This window comes from Edaphosphingomonas laterariae (assembly GCF_900188165.1).
GTDB lineage: Bacteria > Pseudomonadota > Alphaproteobacteria > Sphingomonadales > Sphingomonadaceae > Sphingomonas_E > Sphingomonas_E laterariae.
The window spans coordinates 29,993-48,200 of record NZ_FZOS01000010.1; the positions used below are offsets into that span (position 1 = coordinate 29,993).

Sequence of the window (18,208 nt, forward strand, 5' to 3'; positions counted from 1 at the left end):
CGCGCTCTTATTCCGCAGCCTCTGCCGCTGCCTCGGCGGCGGCATTGGCGGCTTCGATCTCGGCCGCCTTCGCCTCGACCAGCTTCACGATATGCTCGATCATGCCGGCATCCTCGACATGGTGGTCGGTGACGCCCGACAGATAGACCATGTGGCGGCCATTGCCGCCGCCGGTGATGCCGATATCGGTTTCGCGCGCCTCGCCCGGCCCGTTGACGACGCAGCCGAGCACCGAGAGCGACATCGGCGTCGAGATATGCTTCAGCCGCTCCTCCAGCTTCTCGACGGTGCGGATCACGTCGAAGCCCTGCCGCGCGCAGCTGGGGCAGGAAACCACGCGCACGCCGCGCGTGCGGATGCCGAGCGATTTCAGGATTTCGTAGCCGACGCGCACTTCCTCTTCGGGCTCGGCCGAAAGCGAGACGCGGATCGTGTCGCCAATGCCCGCCCACAGCAGGTTGCCGATGCCGATCGCGGATTTCACCGTGCCGCCGATCAGCCCGCCGGCTTCGGTGATGCCAAGGTGCAGCGGGCAGTCCACCGCTTCGGCCAGCTGCATATAAGCGGCGACGGCAAGGAACACGTCCGATGCCTTCACCGCCACCTTATAATCGTGGAAATCGTGATCCTGCAGCAGCTTGATATGGTCGAGCGCGCTTTCGACGAGCGCCTCTGGGCAGGGCTCGCCATATTTTTCGAGCAGGTCTTTTTCCAGGCTGCCGGCGTTCACGCCGATGCGGATCGCGCAGCCATTGGCCTTGGCGGCGCGCACCACTTCGGCCACGCGGTCGTCGGACCCGATATTGCCGGGGTTGATCCGCAGGCAGGCCGCGCCCGCATCCGCCGCTTCCAGCGCGCGCTTATAGTGGAAGTGGATATCGGCGACGATCGGCACCTTGGCGGCGCGCACGATCTCGCGGAAGGCCGTGGTCGATTCCACATCGGGGCACGACACCCGGATGATATCGGCGCCGGCCTCCTCGCAGCGGCGGATCTGGTCGATCGTCGCCTTCGCGTCGGACGTGGGAGTATTGGTCATGGTCTGGACGGTGACGGGCGCGCCGCCGCCCACCGGCACCTTGCCGACCATGATCTGACGGGATTCTCGACGCGCGATATCGCGCCATGGGCGAATGGACATGGACCCGCCTATAGCGGCTGGCGTTGACGACTCAAAGAACCACGGTCGCGGTTCGTTCCAGCAAGGAGCATCACCATAAAGCGTCATCCTCCGCCGCTGCCGCAGCGGCATTACGGGCTGGACTGGCTGCGCATCGCGGCCTTCGCGCTGCTCATCCTCTATCATGTCGGGCTGATGCTCTCGCCATGGGACTGGCACGTGAACGCCGAACATCCTGTCGCGTGGATCGTCTATCTGCTGATCGCGATGAACCCGTGGCGGATGATGCTGCTGTTCCTCGTTTCGGGCTATGCCGCGCGCGCCATGCTCGCCCGCGCGCCCACGATCGCCGGCTTCGCCCGGTCGCGCACCGCCCGCCTCGTCATCCCGCTGCTGTTCGGCGCCACCTTCATCGTCGTTCCCCAGGCCTGGGTCGAACTGCAGCAGAAGCTCGGCTATCCGCACGGGCTGATCCATTTCTGGCTGCACGATTATTTCGGTTTCGGCGCGCGCGATTATCACGCCTTCGGCTTCTTCCACCTGTGGTTCGTCGCCTATATCTTGGTCTATTCGCTGCTCGTCGCCGTCGCTGCGGCACTCCTTTCCGAATCCGCCACCGCGCGGCTGCAGGCCGGCTTCGCCCGCGCCTTTTCGGGCTGGCGGCTCATCCTGTTGCCGATCGCGTGGCTGCTGCTCGTCCGGCTGGTGCTGCTGCCCGGCCTGATGCCCACCAACCGCGTTGCCGATGATCTGCCCGGCCATCTCGTCTATCTGCCCGCCTTTCTGTTCGGCTTCGGACTGGCGCGCGGGGATGCGCTCTGGCCCGATATCCGGCGGCTGTGGCGGCCCGCGCTGGCGCTGGTGATCGCCGGCTATGCGCTGCTCGCGTGGCGAATGGCGGGCAATCCCGGCGCCGAATCGCTCGCCAGCTTCTATGGCGGCGAACTCGGCCCCGCCTCGCTGATGGGCTGGGGCGCGATCATCCTGCTGCTCGGCCTGGCCGATCGACGCTGGAACCACGACCATCGCTGGCGCGCGACGCTGACCGAGGCGGTCTTCCCCGTCTATCTGATCCACCAGACGCTGATCGTGCTGATCGGCTGGTGGCTGGTCCGCCATCATTGGGGCGCGGGGCCGGAATTCCTCGTCCTCATCGCCGGCACCGCGCTCGGCTGCTGGCTCTTTTACGCGCTGGGTCGCCGCAGCGGGCCGTTGCGGCCGCTGATCGGCCTTCCCCGCGATGGCCGCAAAAGTGTAGGGGGGCCACAATCACCAATCAGGAGCATCCCATGACCGCCGCCGCCGACGCGCCTCGCTGGACCATCGTCATCCATGGCGGATCGGGATCGATGCGGCGCGGGCATCTGCCCGATGACTATGATGCGGGCGGCCGCGCCGGCCTCAAGGCCGCGCTCGATGCCGGCACCGCGATCCTCGCTGGCGGCGGCACCGCGCTCGATGCAGTCGAAGCCGCGATCCGCGTGCTTGAGGACGATCCCCATTTCAACGCCGGCCGGGGATCGGTGTTCACCGCCGAAGGCCGCATCGAATGCGATGCCGCGATCATGGACGGCGCCACCCGCAATGCCGGCGCCGTCGCCGGCGTGCGCACCACGCGCAACCCGATCACACTGGCCCGCGCGGTGATGGACCAGAGCCATCACGTCTTCCTCGCCGGCACCGGGGCGGATGGCTTCGCCCGCGCCCACGATATCGAGGCCGCCGATCCCGCCTGGTTCGAGACGGCCGAACGCCGCCGCCAGCTCGACGAGATTCTCGCCAACCCCGACGCGCCGTTCGATTCGGCGATGAAATATGGCACGGTGGGCGCCGTCGCGCTGGACAGCCACGGCCATGTCGCCGCCGCCACCTCCACCGGCGGGCTGACCGGCAAGAAATGGGGCCGCGTGGGCGATTCGCCACTGATCGGCGCGGGCACCTATGCCGATGACCGCGCCTGCGCGGTTTCCTGCACCGGATCGGGCGAAATGTTCATCCGGCTGGGCGTCGCGCACGAAATCACGGCGCGCGTCCGGCTGGCGGGCGAAAGCATCGAGGACGCCGCCGACGAACTGATCGCCGAACTGACCGAAATGGGCGGCAAGGGCGGTGTGATCGTCGTGTCCGCCGACGGCTCGGGCGGCTGGGCGTTCAACACGCCCGGCATGTACCGCGCCATCGCCACCCATGATTCCCCGCCCGAAATCGCGATCTACAGCGACGAATAAACCCGTCCTCCACGCCCTCGCTTCGGGGAAGCTCGATCCGGGTGGCGTGGACAAATCCGGCCGCCGGGATGGTGCAGGCTCAACGGCCGATCATCGGTCGTTCCGGCCAAAAACCAAACGGTCTGAACCCGCCGACTTTGCGGACATGTGCGTGGGGATCTAAACATGCTGCATGATTGAGCTTGATGATCCCCGCTGGGCGACCCTCACCCACGCTTACGGAAGTGCGACTGATATTCCCTCGCTTCTTCGCCAGCTTGCCTTGGGGACTGGGCCAAAAGAGGGCTACCAAAGCGAACCTTGGTTCACGTTGTGGTCAAGCCTCTGCCATCAAGACGATGTGTTTGACGCTTCCTATGCGGCTGTGCCGCATATTGTGGATATAGCCTGCAGCGCCCCCGGCCCGATAGATTTCGGCTTTTTCCAGCTGCCTGCCGCAATTGAAATCGCGCGTTTTAACGGAAGGGGCGCCGAGCTGCCGCCTGACATGGCCGGCGCTTACAGCGACGCGGTAAGCCGCCTGACAGACTGCGTTGCTCTACGCCGGCACGACGATTGGGACGAGCCGACCATGTTGTCGGCCATCTGCGCCCAGGCAGTAGCAAAAGGACATCATCGGATTGCCGAAGCGATTATGAATCTTGACGATGACCTCATCGGAAGACTGATCAACCTCGATTTTGGCGAATAGCGTATTGTCCGCTCCCCCGACTTTCCAGACCTCCCGGTCCACCTTTATCTCGCCTGACAGCGGACGGGTACGAACGCCGGATGTGTCGACGCAATCTGGTTGAGACGGCTCCCAACCCGACGCCCGCTCAAAGCCCCGCCAGCACCTGACCCACCAGATCGGCCTCGGCCTCGTCATTATAGATGTGGAACGACAGGCGCAGCACCGGTCCGCGCCGGTCGATCCGGCATCCCGCCGTGCGCAGCGCCGTCTCCACCGCTTCGTCCGCTGCGATGCAGAGCGTGCCGCCAAAGCCCGTCCGGTCAGGCGCGAACCAGCGGTCACCGGTGCGATCGGCCACTTGGGCGATCAGGCGGCGGTTGTGCGCCAGCACCTCGCTTACGCCGATTCCGCCGATCGTCACGATCGCCGCCGTCGCCAGGGCATAAGGCGCGATCGAGGGGGTCGCGCCCCAGAAGCGCCGGGCATCGGGCGCATAACGGAAATCGCGGATGTCGAAGGCGAAGGGGTCGGCATGGCTGAACCAGCCCACTTCGATAGGCTCGGCCCGCTCGGTCAGCGCCGGATCGGCCCAAAGCCAACCCGCGCCGGGGCCGCCACACAACCATTTTACACAGGATCCGATCGCCGCGTCGACACCCCAGCCGGGCAGGTCGATCGGCAGGATGCCCACCGATTGCGCGACATCGACAATGCTGATCGCGCCCGCCGCCTTCGCCTGCGCTGCGATCTCCCCGATCGGCGCCACCACCCCGCTGTTGGAATGGACGTGCATCGCCACCACGGCGGCGACACCGGGGCGAATCGCCTGCGCCCAGGTGGCGATCGCGCCGGGATCGCCGGGCACCAGTTCCAGCCGATAGCCCAGCCGTTCCAGCGCACCCATCGCGAAGCCGATCGACGGAAAGCTCTGGTCGGACGCCAGCAGGATATCGCGCCCCGGTTCCGGCGGCAGGGCGGAAAGCAGGCGGAACAGCCCGGCGGAAAGATTGGGCTGCGGGCAATAATCGGCCATCCGGCCGCCCATCAGCCCGGCCAGCACCGCGCGGAAATCGTCAATCGCGCCCAGCCAGTCGCCCCAGGCGTCCGATCCCTTCGTCGCCCAGGGATCGAGCACCGCCGCCGCCAACCGCGCACGCGCCGCGCGCGGCAGCGCGCCCACCGAATGGCTGAGCAGATAGGGCCCGCCCTCCGGCAGCTCGAACAACGCGGCGGCGGCCGTCATGCCGCCTGGCCTTCCGGCCCCGCCGGCTGGCTGGATAGGCTGTCGCGCACCCGGCCATAATCGCCACCCCAGGCGTCGGTCATCGCCACACGCACGTCCCACAATTCGGGGAAGAAACGGTGGCGGGCGCCCGCCTGCAGCAGATCGACCGAACGGCCCTTCAGCGATGCCGATCCCATGCCGATCGAACGGTGGATCAGGAACAGATGGTGCCAGCGGAACTTGCCGAACAGCTCGTCGAACTCGATCAGCGCCTCGGCCACCACATAGGCGTCGTCATGGGCATAGCCATCGTCATAGATCGACCGCACCGTGCGCCCCTCGGGTTCCAGATAGGCCGCGACGAAGCTCGTCCACAGATGCGGCGGCATTTTCAGCAGCGTGCGGAAGCCGGGCGATTCCTGCCCGCTGCCATTACCCAGCTGCAATCGGATCTGCTGATATTCCTTGGGCGACATGGTTTCGAGCAGGTCGAGCTGGCTGGTCATCAGCTTCATCAGCCGGTGCGCGCGGCCCATCAGCGTCACCACCCGGTGGGTGTTCCGTGCCTGCAGATATTCGTCCACGTCGAGCAGCGTGTAGGCGATCAGCTTCATCCACAGCTCCTCCACCTGGTGGACGATCTGGAACTGCAGCTCATCATGGTTGATGAACGCGTCGAAGGCCTTCTGGCAGGCAAGCAGGCGTTCGGTGTTGATATAGAGTTCGTAATCCAGCGCCGCGGGCGCGTTCATCATGTCGTAAAAGGCCTGCCGGTCCATCGCATCCTCATATCTCGCTCAAGCGGCCAGCCTAGCAGGCGCGGGCGCGAACATTGTTCGCGAAGCGACGCGACGGACAGCCACCGCGCGACGATCGTCCTCGATATATCCACTCATGGATGCAAACGTGCTACATGGTTCGAGCACAGGAGGCCGAATGGACCGCATCGACCATCACTTGCTCGCCCTGCTCGAAGAAGACGCGCGCCTGTCCTTCGCCGATCTCGCCGATCGCACCGGGCTGACCAAGACGCCGTGCTGGAAACGCGTGCAGGCGCTGGAGGAGACGGGCGCGATCCGTGGCTATCGCGCCGTGGTCGATCCCGCCGCGCTGGGGTTGGCGACGAGCGCGTTCATCCGCGTCACCGTCGCCTTCGACCGGCATGACGCGTTCGAGGCCGCCGTGCTTCGCCACCCGCTGATTCTCGCCTGCCACGCCACGGTGGGCGAGACCGATTATCTGCTGCACGTGCTGGCGCGCGATCTCGCCGCGCTCGATGATTTCCTGCGTGGCCAGCTCTGGCGGCTGCCCGGCGTGGAGCGATTCTCCACCACCATCGCCACGCGGGAGATCAAGGCGTCCGGATCGATCACCGCCTGCGCCGGCGGTTAGTATCGTCTATCCCGGCGCGGTGGCTTCAGGCGTGGCCGATCAGCCGCAGGTTGATCTGCGCCAGATAGGCGCGTGCGGTTTCCTCATCCTGATGCGCGCAGCCGGCGGCGTCGCGCATCCCTTCCAGGAAAGGCAGCACGCTCGGGCTGCGGCCGCCCTGCGCCAGCGTATCGCCAAGGCCTGCGGCCAGCCGGCTCACCGGCTCCATCCCGTTGGCGCGCGCGATCTGGCGGATCGCATCTACCCGGTTGCGCAGCTCGCCCACCGAAAGCAGGCGAAAGTCGCGGTCGAGCTGCGCGATCCGCGCGCAGATCTCGTCCTGGACCGGCGGGTGAGCGGGCGATTCGATTCGGTGCGATACGGCCATGAGCAACCTCCTGCCCCCGATCATGCCCATCGCGGATTAGCGCCAGATTAAGCAGGCCGCCGCCGATCACCCTATCCGGGGGCGCTTCGGCTTGACTTTCGCGCCCGCCTGCCCCAATGCCCGCCGCGGATGGAATCGGGCGGCGGTGACGTCGCCTTATTTTTTCGTGGGCGGATCGGCATCGTGCCGGAGCCCGCAGCAGCAGCATTCGAAGGATCAAGGGTCATGGCCAAGCCGACCACCGTCAAGATCAAGCTCGTCAGCACGGCCGACACCGGCTTCTTCTACGTGACCAAGAAGAACCCGCGCACCCAGACCGAAAAGCTGAGCTTCCGCAAGTACGATCCCGTCAAGCGGGCGCACGTCGAGTTCAAGGAAGCCAAGATCAAGTGATCCGTCGGGCGCGTTCGCGCGCCTGATCGCTTGCGGCTTCGGCCCGGCTTCCGGGCCAGCATTTGCGGCAGTATTTGCGGTCGTCGCCCTGGGGCACCAGGGCGGCGGCTTTGCTTTTGGCGTGTCTGAACGGCGTCAAGCGGGACGGCTCCGATCGGGGCCAATCACGCGGTGCGGCTCAGATCAACGCCTCGACGGCCTCGACAAAGCGCATCACCGAAATCGGTTTTGACACATAGGCCTCCGCCCCCGCCGCGCGGATGCGTTCCTCGTCGCCCTTCCCCGCATAGGCCGTCACCGCCATGATCGGTATGGCGCGCAGCGTCTCGTCCGCCTTCAGCTGTTCGATCAGGTCGATGCCGCTGACATGCGGCAGCTGGATATCCATGATGATAAGATCGGGGACGAAGGCGCGCGCCACGTCCACCGCCTCGCGCCCATCGCGAACCGGCTCGGCTTCATAATCATGCGCTCTCAATAGGTCGCAGAATAACTTCAGGTTGAGTTCGTTATCCTCGACAACGAGCACTTTCTTGGACACAGCCGTCCCCGGATACGCTACACCTTCGTCCCTGTAGACCATGCCGAGACCGGAAACAAACCACGACCCCGCAACCATCGCCCTCCAGGCGCTTGCCTGGATCCTCGGCGATTCGGCACGGGCCGATCGGCTGCTCGCCCTGACCGGCATCGCCCCCGATGAATTGCGCGCGCGGCTGGGCGATCCCGCGCTGCTCGCCGCCGCGCTCGGCTTCCTCGAAGCACATGAACCCGATCTCGTCGCCTGCGCCGAGGCGCTGGCCGTCCCCCCCGAGGCGCTGGTCCGCGCCCGCATGGAAATGGATGCATGAACCGCCCGCTACTGATCACCGATTGCGATGAAGTGCTGTTGCACATGGTGTCCCATTTCGCCGCCTGGCTGGATGAGGCGCACGACATCCACTTCGCGCTCGACCGGCACGATTTCTCCGACGCGTTGACCGCGCGCAGCGATGGCGCGCCGGTGCCGCCCGATCGCGTCTGGCCGCTGCTCGACGGCTTCTTTCATACCGAAATGCACCGCCAGACGATCGTGCCCCATGCGCGTGAGGCGCTGGGCGCGATCGGCGCGGTCGCCGATATCGTCGTCCTCACCAATCTCGGCGATCATTTCCACGCCGGCCGCGTCGCCCAGCTCGAAGCCGTCGGCATCCGCCACCGCGTCGTCTGCAACCAGGGGGGCAAGGGCCGCCCGGTGGCGCGCCTGATCGAGGAATTCGCCCCCAGCGCCACCGTGTTCGTCGATGATCTGCCCCAGCACCATGAATCGGTGGCCAAATATGCCCCCGATGTGTGGCGCCTGCACATGGTCGCCGAACCGCTGATGGCCGGCCATATCCCCGCCGCGCCCCACGCTCATGCCCGCATCGACGATTGGTCCGCCGCGCAGGCCTGGGTGCTCGATCGCTTCGCGATTCCGGCGATCGCCTGACGAGCATGACGCGCCGGCGGGCTGCTCCGCCGGCGCCGTTCACCCCGGCGCTTCCGCGGCCTCAGGCGCGGGCTGCCGTCCGCACGCCCCGCTGGCGGCGCAGGGCCGATCCGACCAGCCCGAACCCGGCGATCATCATCGCCCATGCCGCCGGTTCCGGCACGGCTGGCGGCGCGGTCGGCCGGGTCGAAATCGCGCCCACCGCGTCGATATCCGCGCCCACGGTGGCGCCGCCCGTGCCGCCGCTATTGGCGATATCGGTCAGCCGCACGAAGGAGAATGCGTCGCTCAGGCCATAGCCGAACGCGTCGATATCGATACCGCGCTGCGATCCGCCGATCGCGCCGATCGAAACCCAGTCGATCCCATCGGTGCTAAGGTCGATGATCGTGCCTTCCACATCGGGCCCAACCTCGAAGATCCACAGATCGTCGGCATCGCTGCCGCTGCCGGTCAGCACATTGTCGGTGAACCGGACGATCAGCTGGCCGCCCACGCCTAGGCTGACGAAGGTGCAATCGGCCTGCGACGCACAGCTATTGTCACCGGCATAATCGGGCACGCCCAGCGCATTGAAGGCGCCCTGATGCGCCAGTGACGGGCTTGCGCCCTCCAGCCCCGGCGTAAAGGAAATCACGCTGTCGGCGAAGGACACCGCACCCTGCGGAAAATCGACGCCGCCGATGATCTCGGCCGAAGCCATTGTCGGGACGAACAAAAACGATGTGGCTGTGATCAGCGCCAGCCCGGACAGACGCGCCATATCCTGCTCCCATCCCTGCGGTAAGACGAAGATTATGGACGACCTTGGGGTGGAGGGTCTCACCTTAGGCCGATTCGCGCAAATCGGCGGCGCGCCCTACGTCAGAACGTGAAGGCCGCGCGGGCGATCAGGCGTGAACCGGCATGGCGCGCGTCCGCATCCCCGCCCCTATCGCCGTCCGCATTGATCGTCGTATCGCTGTAACGCACGCCCAGCGTCAGCGGACCGCGCACATGGTCCACGCCCAGATGATAATCATGGTATCGCCCATCGGGCCGCAGCCGGGCGGCGCGGACCGGATCGTCCACCGATCCCGATGATCGGCCAGCGCCCGCCACCAGCGTCAGCGGCGTGCCGGGCACCGCCACCGTGGCGCGGGCCGCCAGATAGAGATTATCGCCGCCGATCGCATCCTGCGACGGCGCATAGCTCGCCGAAAGGTCGATCTGCGCAGGCCCGATCAGCAGGCCCGCCCAGGCACCCGCCTCGGCATAGCCGAGCCCGGATTCGCCGGGAAAGACATGGCCCGCCACGCGCATGCCGAACGACCATGGCCCGCTGATATGGCGATAGCCCAGGTCCAGATCGATCACGGCGTCGGCGCCGTCATGGCGCGGGCTGCCACGCAGGCTGGCCACGCCCAGCCCCGCCTCCAGCCCTTCGGCCACCGGCACATAGGCATTGGCGGCCAGCGCCGCCTTGCCGTCGCTCCAGCTGATGCCGCGACGGCGAAGATCGGTCGTGGCTTCGATCGAGATTTCGGTGCCGGCCAGCGGCCGGGCCTGAACGGGCACGGCCGTGGCGATCAGGGCGATCGCCACGGCCAGCCCGCCGACGCGCGGCAAAGTGCTCAATTGAGCGCGAGCGCGCGGGCGGTATCGATATCGGCCAGCAGGGCGGGCCGGTCCTCGGCCGCCACCTGCCGCAAATAGCTCTGGATCGACGCGGTCTTGGCTTCGATCTCGCGCCCGATCGCCTTGCGGCCGGCATGGCAGTTGCCGGCGCGGTCGCCGCGAATTTCCTTCTCGCCGGGCAGCGCGCGGTTCAGGCCGCTCTTGCCGCCGGCCTGCACGTCGCGCTCCACCGTCACCACGGCGGTCCAGCGGCAACGCTCGGGGCCGATCCGCGTCGGCGGCACCATCGAAACCGTGTGCATCCGGGTCTTCACCTCGGCGGTATAGGTCACCGCCAGCGGCGATCCGCCATGGTCGATCGAAACGGTGTGCGAAAGGGGGGCGCTGGCCGCGGCCATCGCCATCAGAAACGCAATGCTCATGAACTCTCCGCAATATGTGGGCGGACCGGGCGACGCTCATGGGGGGGAAAGGGAGGGGGTCGCCACGGCCCGCCGTCTCGGGGGGTGTGCAAGCGTTAGAGCGGCGGCGGATTGCTCGGATGTTTCCGGCCGATGCTATTTTGTAACCCGCCCGCCGCCTCCCACGCCGGCCTGTGCCGCAACGGCCGCGACTCCCACGCATTTCCGTCGGTTACACGCCGGCAAAGGCTTTTGTATCATGCTGTTGCTGGCCTGCCGCGCGCCGCGCGGCTAGATGCGGGGGATGACAGATCGTCGCCCCGCCGTCCGCGCCTATATCATGCTGGCCTTCGTCATGCTGTTCTGGGCGGGTAATGCCATCGTCGGGCGCGCGGTGCGGGATGATATCCCGCCCTTCACCCTCGCCTTCGTGCGCTGGACCGGGGGCTTGCTGCTTCTGCTGCCCTTTGCCTGGGGCCATCTGCGCCGCGACTGGCCGAAACTGCTGGCCGGGTGGAAGCCGGTGCTGCTGCTCGGCCTGATCGGCGTCGCCGGGTTCAACGGCTTTCTTTATTGGGGCCTGCATTACACCACCGCCACCAACGGCCTGCTGTTCCAGGCGGCGATTCCCGCGCTGGTGCTGGGCTTGGGCGCGCTGGCCTTCGGCGATCGGGCTGGGCCCTGGCAGATTGCCGGTGTCGTCTTGTCCACCATCGGCGTCGTCCTCGTCATCGTCCGCGCCGATCTCCACGTGCTGACCGGGTTGCGGCTGGGCTTCGGTGATGCGCTGATCCTGTGCGGCGTGCTGTGCTGGGCCTTCTACACCAGCATGCTGCGCACCCGCCCGGCAGTGCACCCATTCAGCTTCCTCGCCGCCACCTTCCTGATCGCGGCGCTGGCGATGCTGCCGCTCTCGATCAGCGAAGCCCGCGCCATTGCCGTGATCGACTGGCGGCCCGATGTGCTCGGCGCCTTCGCTTATGTCGCAATCTTCCCTTCGGTGATCGCCTATTTCCTGTTCAATTCGGCGGTCGATACGATCGGCGCGGGCCGGGCGGGGCAGACGATCAGCCTGATGCCGCTGTTCGGCGCGGGCCTCGCCGCCGGCCTGCTTGGCGAACCGCTCCATTCCTATCATCTTGTCGGGATGGGGCTGATCCTTGCGGGCATCGCGATGGCGGCGCTGCTCCATCGCGCGCCTGCGGCCTCTTGACGCTGCCCGCTTCCGGGCGGAAGGAAAGGCGCATGAGCATCGAAGCGCGTATCGCCGAACTCGGCCACACCCTGCCCCAGCCCGCAGCCCCCGTCGCCGCTTATGTGCCGGCGGTGGAAGCCAACGGCCTCCTCCATGTTTCCGGCCAGCTGCCCTTCACTGCGGATGGCACGCTGATCACCGGCCGGCTCGGCGAAAATGTCGATGCCGAAGGCGGCCGCGCCGCCGCGGAACGGTGCGGCCTGATGCTGATCGCGCAGATCAAGGCGGCGCTGGGCGGCGATCTCGATCGCGTCGAACGCATCGTCAAGCTCGGCGCCTTCATCTCGTCGACCGCCGATTTCACCGATCAGCCCAAGGTCGCCAATGGCGCGTCGGAACTGATGGCCGCCGTGTTCGGCGATGCCGGCCGTCATGCCCGCTCGGCCGTCGGCGTTCCCGTCCTGCCGCTCGGCGCCTGTGTCGAGGTCGATGCGATCATTGCCGTTCGGCCTGCTTGATCGGCGGTTCGCGCCGGCACCGGCGCCCGGCCGCGTCGCCTTCCTGAAAGGCCGCCGCTTCGCGCATCGCGGGTGGCATGGCGGCGATCTTGTCGAAAACAGCCCCGCCGCTTTCGCCGCCGCGATCGCGCGGGGCGACGGGATCGAACTCGACGTGCAGGAAAGCCGCGACGGGCAGGCGACCGTCTTCCACGATTACACGCTCGACCGGCTGACCGCCGAAAGGGGCCCCGTCATCGGCCGAACGGCGGCCGAGCTCGGCCGGATCGAACTTGCCAACACCGGCACATATCTCGCCACGCTTAGCCAGATCCTCCACCTCATTGCCAACCGCGTGCCCGTGCTGGTCGAGGTGAAGAGCAAGCGGCGGCAGCCGGCTCGGCTCTGCGCGGCCGTGCGCGATGCGCTGCACGGCTATGCCGGCCCGGTGGCGGTGATGTCGTTCAACCCGGAGGTCGGCCGCTGGTTCGCCCGCCACAGCCCTGCCACGGTGCGCGGGCTGGTCGTGACGGAGGAAAATGACAAAGGCTGCCCGGGCCGCAGCCGCCGCCACCTGGCGCTTTGGCGCGCGCGCGCCGATTTCCTGGCTTATGACGTGCGCGACCTGCCATCCCCCTTCGCCGCCGCGCAACGCGCGCGCGGGCTGCCGGTGCTGAGCTGGACGGTGCGCAGCGACGCCGATGAGGCGACCGTCGCGGTTCACGCCGACGCGCCGATCCACGAACGCCCATGACCGGCGTCACCGCCCGCATGGCCGATGGCGTCGCCGCGATTGCCGCCGCCGACTGGGATGCCTGCGCCGGCACGGCCAATCCCTTCGTCAGCCATGCTTTCCTGTCGGCGCTGGAGGAATCGGGCAGCGTAGGCCCGCGCACCGGCTGGCAGTCGCTGCCGATCGTAATCGACGGGGCCGATGGCCGCCCGGCCGCGATCGCCCCGGCATATGCCAAGGCGCACAGCCAGGGCGAATATGTGTTCGATCATGCCTGGGCAAATGCGTGGGAGCGCGCCGGCGGGCGTTATTATCCCAAGCTGCAGGTCGCATCGCCGTTCAGCCCGGTGCCCGGCCCCCGGCTGCTGCTGCGTGATGCCGCGCTGGCGCCGGCGCTGATCGGCGCGATCGAGACGGTGGTGCGGCAGAACGGCCTGTCGTCGGCCCACGCGACCTTCGTCGCGCCCGATCAGGTGCCGCTGTTCGAGGCGGCGGACTGGCTGATCCGCGCCGACCGCCAGTTCCACTGGACCAATCAGGGCTATGCCTGCTTCGACGATTTCCTCGGCGCGCTGGCCAGCCGCAAGCGCAAGGCAATCCGCAAGGAACGCGCGGCGGCGATCGCGGGGCTCGATATCGTCCATCTCTGTGGCGCCGACATCCGCGAGGCGCATTGGGACGCCTTCTGGGGCTTTTATCAGGATACCGGCGCGCGCAAATGGGGCCGCCCCTATCTGTCGCGCAGCTTCTTTTCGCTGATCGGCGATCGGATGGCCGATCGCGTGCTGCTGATCTTCGCGCTGCGCGATGGCCAGCCGATCGCCGGCGCGCTCAACCTGATCGGCGGCGATACGCTCTATGGCCGCTATTGGGGCGCGTTGGAGGAGGTGCCCTTCCTCCATTTCGAACTCTGCTATTATCAGGCGATCGAGGCGGCCATCGCACGCGGCCTGCTGCGGGTGGAGGCGGGCGCGCAGGGCGAGCACAAGCTGGCCCGCGGCTATGAGCCGGTCGCCACATGGTCCGCCCATTTCATCCCCGATGCCGGGTTCCGGCGGGCGGTGGCCGATTATCTGGAAGCCGAGCGCGCGGCAGTGGCGGACGAGATCGGCATGCTGGCCGATCTGGGGCCTTTCCGGCGCGGCTGAAAAGGGGGGGGGGGGAGGAAGGAACCGCCGGCCCCTTCCCCACCGCTGCCGGCTTACATGCCGGTGATGACGACCGTCACGGCGCGACGGTTCTGCGCCCAGGCGCCTTCGTCCGAACCCGCCACTTCCGGGCGTTCCTTGCCATAGCTGACCGTCGAGATGCGGCCTGCGTCGATCTTGGTGGCGAGGTAGTTCTTCGCGGAATTGGCGCGGCGATCGCCAAGCGCGAGGTTATATTCGCGCGTGCCGCGTTCGTCGGCATGGCCTTCGATCGTGATCCGCACGTTCGGATATTTGGCGAGCCATGCGGCCTGCGAGTCGAGCGTGGCGCGCGCTTCGCCGCTCAGATCATATTGATCGGTGGCGAAGAGCACGCGGTCCGAACCGACCTGCTGGAGGAAATCTTCCTTCGAACCCGGAACGACCGTCGAACCAACCGGGCCGGTCGGCTGGCTGGTTTCCGGCGCCGGCGTGGTTTCGGTCGGCGGCGGCGGCGGCAGCTGCTCGGGCGCCTTCTTGGCGCAACCGGCCACGGCGACGAGCGCTGCGGCGGCGAGCAGCTTGGTCGTCAGGTTCTGCATGTCGTTCTCCTTGATATTAGCGACGAGGCGTTATTTTTACACGATGAAATGAAAGTATGTGCCGGGTCAACCCCGTTTCAGGGAAGCAACGGTCCCCACGCCGGATCGGATCCATCCAACGGCGTCGGCACGCGCTTCTCATTGACCCCGGTCAAATCCACCGACCAGAGATCGGCCTTGCCCGAGCCCTGCGCGGTGCGGAAGAACATGATCACCCGGCCATTGGGCGACCAGCTCGGCCCTTCGTCCTGCCAGGCGTCGGTCAGCGTCTTTTCGCCCGAACCGTCAGGCGCCATGATGCCGATGCGGAAGCCGCCACCGATCTTGGTGAAGGCGATCAGATCGCCCCTGGGGCTCCACACCGGGGTCGCGTAGCGGCCCGATCCGAAGCTGATCCGCTGCTGGCCCGATCCATCGGCGCTCATCACATAGATTTGCTGGGTGCCGCCGCGATCGCTTTCGAAGACGATGCGGCTGCCATCGGGCGAATAGCTGGCGGCGGTGTCGATGCCCGGCGATGTCGTCAGCCGCTGCGCCGCGCCGCCGGTCGCCGGCACGCGATAGATGTCGGTATTGCCGTTCACCGCCATCGAAAAGACGATGAAGCGGCCATCGGGCGAGAAGCGCGGCGCGAAGGTCATGTTCGCCTGATCGAGCACCAGCCGCTGCCGGCCCGACCCGACATCATAGACATAGACGCGCGGCCGATCGTTGACGAAAGACATGTAGACGATCGTCTGCTGGTTCGGCGCGAAACGCGGCGTCAGCACGATATTCTGGCCGTTGGTCAGGAAGCGGTGGTTGGCGCCGTCCTGATCCATGATCGCCAGCCGCTTGATCCGCTTGGTCTTGGGCCCGGTTTCGGAAACATAGACGACGCGGCTGTCGAAATAGGGGCCTTCGCCGGTGAGCCGAGTATAGACGGTGTCGGCGCATTTGTGAGCGGCGCGGCGCCAGTTGGCCGGCGATACCACGAAGCCCTGACGCGTCATCTCCGTGCCGGCGAACACATCATAAAGATAGCAGCCGACGGTGATCGTGCCGTCGCCATTGGCCTGCGCAAAGCCCTGCACAAGCGCCTGTGCGCCGGTGCCCACCCAATGCGGGAAATCCGGCGCCGTCACCTGCGCGAAGCTGACCTGGCCGAGCGCGCTCGGCCCGATCGGCTGGAACAGGCCGGAGTTGCGCAGGTCGTTGGTGATCACTTCGGCCACCTGCCGACCCAATGCGGCGGTATCGCCGGCCGGCGTCGGCGCGATCGCCGGCGTCGGCATCGACGGGATGGCGATCGGCATGGGGGATGAAATGCCCCCGGTGATGTCGACGGTGATCGACTGCGCCAACGCCGGCAGCGGCGCGGCGCTCGCGGCCGCCGCGATCAGCAAGGTGCGAAACAGCTTCATCATCGTCTCCCTTTGGCTTCCCGCCCCGGTTGCGGTCTCATGCCGCGCCCCCGGGGCTGAAGGTCAGTTCGAATTCGTCCCAGCCGCGCGCATGCAGTTCGGGCGGCAACTGGATAGGCTGGCAGCGTAGCACCGCCATGCTGGCGGCTTCGGCCATGCGGCCGGCCTGCACGGCATTGTCCGGCGTCACGCCCGATTGCCGGGCGACGGCGGGCAGGCCGACCAGCGTGCCATCGGCCGCATAGCGCACGACGAGCGTGGTGCTGATCGCCCGCGCCGCGCGGATCACCTTGGGATGGCGATAGCAGCGCCGCACCTGTTCCGCCGCGGCCTGCGTCGCGCGCAGCACGGCCGCGCGATCGGGGCCGGGCGCCACCGCCACCGGGTTCGACGGCGTGGCGCAACCGGCAAGCAGCGCCGACAGGCCAGGGATCAGGGCGCATCGCCGCTTCATCCCATCTGGCTCGGGATGAAGCGCAGCTGGAAGTCGTCCCAGCCGCCTTCATAAAGATTGGCGGGCAGCTTGACCGGCGTGCAGCGCAGCACCGCGCGGCGGGCGACGTCGCTCATCTGCCGCGCGTAGGAACGGTTGCCGTCGTTGATGCCGGTCTGCTCCACCACTTCGGGCGCGACCGCGACGCTGCCGTCCGCCTTGTAGCGCAGGCGCAGCACCGTCACGATGCTCATCGCCGATGTGCCCTGCAGCGATCCCAGTTCGTAACAGGGCTTGAACTGGCGGGCGAGCGCGGCCGCCAGCCCCTGCATCGCAGCCCCACTCACCGCGGCGCGCGGCGTCTTCGCCGTGCCCTTGGGATCGTCGCCAATGCCGTTCAGGAAATTGGCGCCGAGCCGCGATCCTGCCGGCTTTTCCGCTTTGCCCTTGGCATCGCGATCGGGGCGACGGCGGTCGCCCATGTCCTGCTCTTCCTTCTTGGGCGTCGGCTGCGGCTTTTCGGCCGGCTTGGGCTTGTCGGCGGGCTTGGGCACCTGCGGCACGTCCGACGCCTTGGGCTTGGCCGCCGGCTCGGGTGCGGGGACAGGCTCGGGCTCGGCCGGCGCGGGTTCTTCGGGCACGCCCAGTTCGGGCGCTTCGGACGGGGCCGGCGCCTCGACCGAGGGTGTCGGGAAAGCGGAACGCAACCCCACCTCGTCGGTCAGGATCACGTCCATCGGTTCATTGACCAGCGGCGGCAGCTTGGCGGTCGAGACGAGGCCGAGCGAGAGCAACGCGAACAGGGCGGCATGCCCCGTCAGCGCGATCCCGAAACCGGCTTTCTCGGCACGATCGATCACGGTTGCTCTTCACCCGCGGTAACGAGCGCGACCTTGTTGAGCCCGGCGCGGTTGAGTTCGCCCATCACCCGCATCACCCGGCCATAATCGAGCGTGCGATCGGCGCGCAGGAAGATCTGCGGCCCTTCCTTGCCCTTGCCGCGCGTCGCCGCCACCTGCGCCAGCCGGTCGGCCAGCGCGGCTTCGGCCACTTCCTGATCGTCGAGAAACACCTTGCCGGTCCCGTCGAGCGAGATCTGGATCGGCTGTTCCTTCTGGTCGAGCGCGCCGGCCCGGCTGTCGGGCAGGTTCACCGGCACCCCGGCGACAAGCAGCGGCGCGGTGATCATGAAGATGATCAGCAACACCAGCATCACGTCGACCAGCGGCGTGACGTTGATCTCCGCCATCGGCGTGCGCCGGCCGTTGCGGCCGCGCTGCTGCACGGGGCCCATCGCCATCAGACGCGGCCCGGCAGGCGCGAAGCGCGGT

Annotated in this window: 23 protein-coding genes and 1 pseudogene; 11 read left to right on the forward strand and 13 right to left on the reverse strand. The window is 67.3% G+C overall.

What is annotated here, in order from left to right:
- Positions 1-7: 7 nt before the first annotated feature.
- Complete coding sequence (gene ispG / locus CHB74_RS10735; protein WP_089219644.1) at positions 8-1,141, reverse strand: flavodoxin-dependent (E)-4-hydroxy-3-methylbut-2-enyl-diphosphate synthase; 1,134 nt, start codon at positions 1,139-1,141, stop codon at positions 8-10.
- 153 nt (positions 1,142-1,294) lie between these two features.
- Between ispG and CHB74_RS10740 the strand changes: the two genes are divergently transcribed.
- The 3 genes from CHB74_RS10740 (at position 1,295) to CHB74_RS10750 (ending at position 4,039) form a co-directional block, all read left to right on the forward strand.
- Positions 1,295-2,413: an acyltransferase family protein gene (locus CHB74_RS10740; protein ID WP_245842844.1), complete on the forward strand. Its 1,119-nt coding sequence runs from the start codon at positions 1,295-1,297 to the stop codon at positions 2,411-2,413.
- Positions 2,410-3,348, forward strand: a complete 939-nt coding sequence (locus CHB74_RS10745; protein ID WP_089219646.1) for an isoaspartyl peptidase/L-asparaginase family protein — start codon at positions 2,410-2,412, stop codon at positions 3,346-3,348. The genes CHB74_RS10740 and CHB74_RS10745 overlap by 4 nt, the downstream gene beginning before the upstream one ends.
- A gap of 172 nt (positions 3,349-3,520) precedes the next feature.
- Positions 3,521-4,039, forward strand: a complete 519-nt coding sequence (locus CHB74_RS10750) for a hypothetical protein (protein ID WP_089219647.1) — start codon at positions 3,521-3,523, stop codon at positions 4,037-4,039.
- A 127-nt stretch (positions 4,040-4,166) separates the two neighbouring features.
- Here CHB74_RS10750 and CHB74_RS10755 read toward each other — a convergent pair whose 3' ends face one another.
- Both CHB74_RS10755 and CHB74_RS10760 read right to left on the reverse strand, forming a co-directional pair.
- Positions 4,167-5,264: an aminotransferase class V-fold PLP-dependent enzyme gene (locus CHB74_RS10755; protein WP_089219648.1), complete on the reverse strand. Its 1,098-nt coding sequence runs from the start codon at positions 5,262-5,264 to the stop codon at positions 4,167-4,169.
- Entirely contained in the window at positions 5,261-6,025 is a 765-nt protein-coding gene (locus CHB74_RS10760) for a tryptophan 2,3-dioxygenase family protein (protein ID WP_089219649.1), read from the reverse strand. Before CHB74_RS10760 ends, CHB74_RS10755 begins: the two co-directional genes overlap by 4 nt.
- 157 nt (positions 6,026-6,182) lie before the next feature.
- On the opposite strand from CHB74_RS10760, the gene CHB74_RS10765 reads away from it, so the two are divergent.
- Entirely contained in the window at positions 6,183-6,638 is a 456-nt protein-coding gene (locus tag CHB74_RS10765; protein WP_089219650.1) for an Lrp/AsnC family transcriptional regulator, read from the forward strand.
- A gap of 25 nt (positions 6,639-6,663) precedes the next feature.
- Here CHB74_RS10765 and CHB74_RS10770 read toward each other — a convergent pair whose 3' ends face one another.
- Positions 6,664-7,005 (reverse strand): hypothetical protein, encoded by a 342-nt coding sequence (locus tag CHB74_RS10770; protein ID WP_089219651.1) that lies wholly within the window; start codon positions 7,003-7,005, stop codon positions 6,664-6,666.
- A 225-nt stretch (positions 7,006-7,230) separates the two neighbouring features.
- On the opposite strand from CHB74_RS10770, the gene rpmG reads away from it, so the two are divergent.
- Complete coding sequence (gene rpmG, locus CHB74_RS10775) at positions 7,231-7,398, forward strand: 50S ribosomal protein L33 (RefSeq protein ID WP_015459131.1); 168 nt, start codon at positions 7,231-7,233, stop codon at positions 7,396-7,398.
- A 178-nt stretch (positions 7,399-7,576) separates the two neighbouring features.
- Here the strand turns inward: rpmG and CHB74_RS10780 are convergent, their stop codons facing one another.
- Positions 7,577-7,939: a response regulator gene (locus tag CHB74_RS10780; RefSeq protein ID WP_089219652.1), complete on the reverse strand. Its 363-nt coding sequence runs from the start codon at positions 7,937-7,939 to the stop codon at positions 7,577-7,579.
- A 40-nt stretch (positions 7,940-7,979) separates the two neighbouring features.
- On the opposite strand from CHB74_RS10780, the gene CHB74_RS10785 reads away from it, so the two are divergent.
- Both CHB74_RS10785 and CHB74_RS10790 read left to right on the forward strand, forming a co-directional pair.
- A complete protein-coding gene (locus CHB74_RS10785) occupies positions 7,980-8,249 on the forward strand; it encodes a DUF3572 family protein (RefSeq protein ID WP_089219653.1) in 270 nt (89 codons plus the stop codon).
- Entirely contained in the window at positions 8,246-8,869 is a 624-nt protein-coding gene (locus tag CHB74_RS10790; RefSeq protein ID WP_089219654.1) for a hypothetical protein, read from the forward strand. The genes CHB74_RS10785 and CHB74_RS10790 overlap by 4 nt, the downstream gene beginning before the upstream one ends.
- Before the next feature lie 61 nt (positions 8,870-8,930).
- Here the strand turns inward: CHB74_RS10790 and CHB74_RS10795 are convergent, their stop codons facing one another.
- The 3 genes from CHB74_RS10795 to CHB74_RS22435 all read right to left on the reverse strand — a co-directional run bounded on the left by CHB74_RS10795 (position 8,931) and on the right by CHB74_RS22435 (position 10,908).
- Positions 8,931-9,632 (reverse strand): PEPxxWA-CTERM sorting domain-containing protein, encoded by a 702-nt coding sequence (locus CHB74_RS10795; protein WP_144033769.1) that lies wholly within the window; start codon positions 9,630-9,632, stop codon positions 8,931-8,933.
- 101 nt (positions 9,633-9,733) lie between these two features.
- Entirely contained in the window at positions 9,734-10,486 is a 753-nt protein-coding gene (locus CHB74_RS22430) for a TorF family putative porin (RefSeq protein ID WP_245842827.1), read from the reverse strand.
- On the reverse strand, positions 10,483-10,908 hold the full coding sequence (locus tag CHB74_RS22435) for a hypothetical protein (RefSeq protein ID WP_245842829.1): 426 nt from the start codon (positions 10,906-10,908) through the stop codon (positions 10,483-10,485). Before CHB74_RS22435 ends, CHB74_RS22430 begins: the two co-directional genes overlap by 4 nt.
- A gap of 283 nt (positions 10,909-11,191) precedes the next feature.
- On the opposite strand from CHB74_RS22435, the gene CHB74_RS10805 reads away from it, so the two are divergent.
- From CHB74_RS10805 to CHB74_RS10820, 4 genes are read left to right on the forward strand one after another with little or no spacing between them, the layout of a single operon-like run.
- The gene (locus tag CHB74_RS10805; RefSeq protein WP_089219656.1) at positions 11,192-12,100 is read left to right on the forward strand and encodes a DMT family transporter; all 909 of its coding nucleotides are present in this window, start codon (positions 11,192-11,194) and stop codon (positions 12,098-12,100) included.
- Between the two features lie 32 nt (positions 12,101-12,132).
- Positions 12,133-12,600, forward strand: a complete 468-nt coding sequence (locus CHB74_RS10810) for a RidA family protein (protein ID WP_089219744.1) — start codon at positions 12,133-12,135, stop codon at positions 12,598-12,600.
- Entirely contained in the window at positions 12,572-13,333 is a 762-nt protein-coding gene (locus CHB74_RS10815) for a glycerophosphodiester phosphodiesterase family protein (protein ID WP_425442265.1), read from the forward strand. The genes CHB74_RS10810 and CHB74_RS10815 overlap by 29 nt, the downstream gene beginning before the upstream one ends.
- The gene (locus CHB74_RS10820) at positions 13,330-14,460 is read left to right on the forward strand and encodes a GNAT family N-acetyltransferase (RefSeq protein WP_089219658.1); all 1,131 of its coding nucleotides are present in this window, start codon (positions 13,330-13,332) and stop codon (positions 14,458-14,460) included. The genes CHB74_RS10815 and CHB74_RS10820 overlap by 4 nt, the downstream gene beginning before the upstream one ends.
- A gap of 53 nt (positions 14,461-14,513) precedes the next feature.
- On the opposite strand, the gene pal is transcribed toward CHB74_RS10820, so the two are convergent.
- From pal to tolR, 5 genes and pseudogenes are all read right to left on the reverse strand, one after another.
- Positions 14,514-15,041: a peptidoglycan-associated lipoprotein Pal gene (pal, locus tag CHB74_RS10825; RefSeq protein WP_089219659.1), complete on the reverse strand. Its 528-nt coding sequence runs from the start codon at positions 15,039-15,041 to the stop codon at positions 14,514-14,516.
- A 77-nt stretch (positions 15,042-15,118) separates the two neighbouring features.
- A pseudogene (gene tolB, locus CHB74_RS10830) lies at positions 15,119-16,417 on the reverse strand (Tol-Pal system beta propeller repeat protein TolB); the annotation flags it as partial.
- Positions 16,418-16,481: 64 nt separating this feature from the next.
- Positions 16,482-16,898: a hypothetical protein gene (locus tag CHB74_RS10835; protein ID WP_089219660.1), complete on the reverse strand. Its 417-nt coding sequence runs from the start codon at positions 16,896-16,898 to the stop codon at positions 16,482-16,484.
- Complete coding sequence (locus CHB74_RS10840) at positions 16,895-17,737, reverse strand: hypothetical protein (RefSeq protein ID WP_089219661.1); 843 nt, start codon at positions 17,735-17,737, stop codon at positions 16,895-16,897. Before CHB74_RS10840 ends, CHB74_RS10835 begins: the two co-directional genes overlap by 4 nt.
- A complete protein-coding gene (gene tolR, locus CHB74_RS10845) occupies positions 17,734-18,177 on the reverse strand; it encodes a protein TolR (RefSeq protein WP_089219662.1) in 444 nt (147 codons plus the stop codon). Before tolR ends, CHB74_RS10840 begins: the two co-directional genes overlap by 4 nt.
- Positions 18,178-18,208 lie beyond the last annotated feature (31 nt).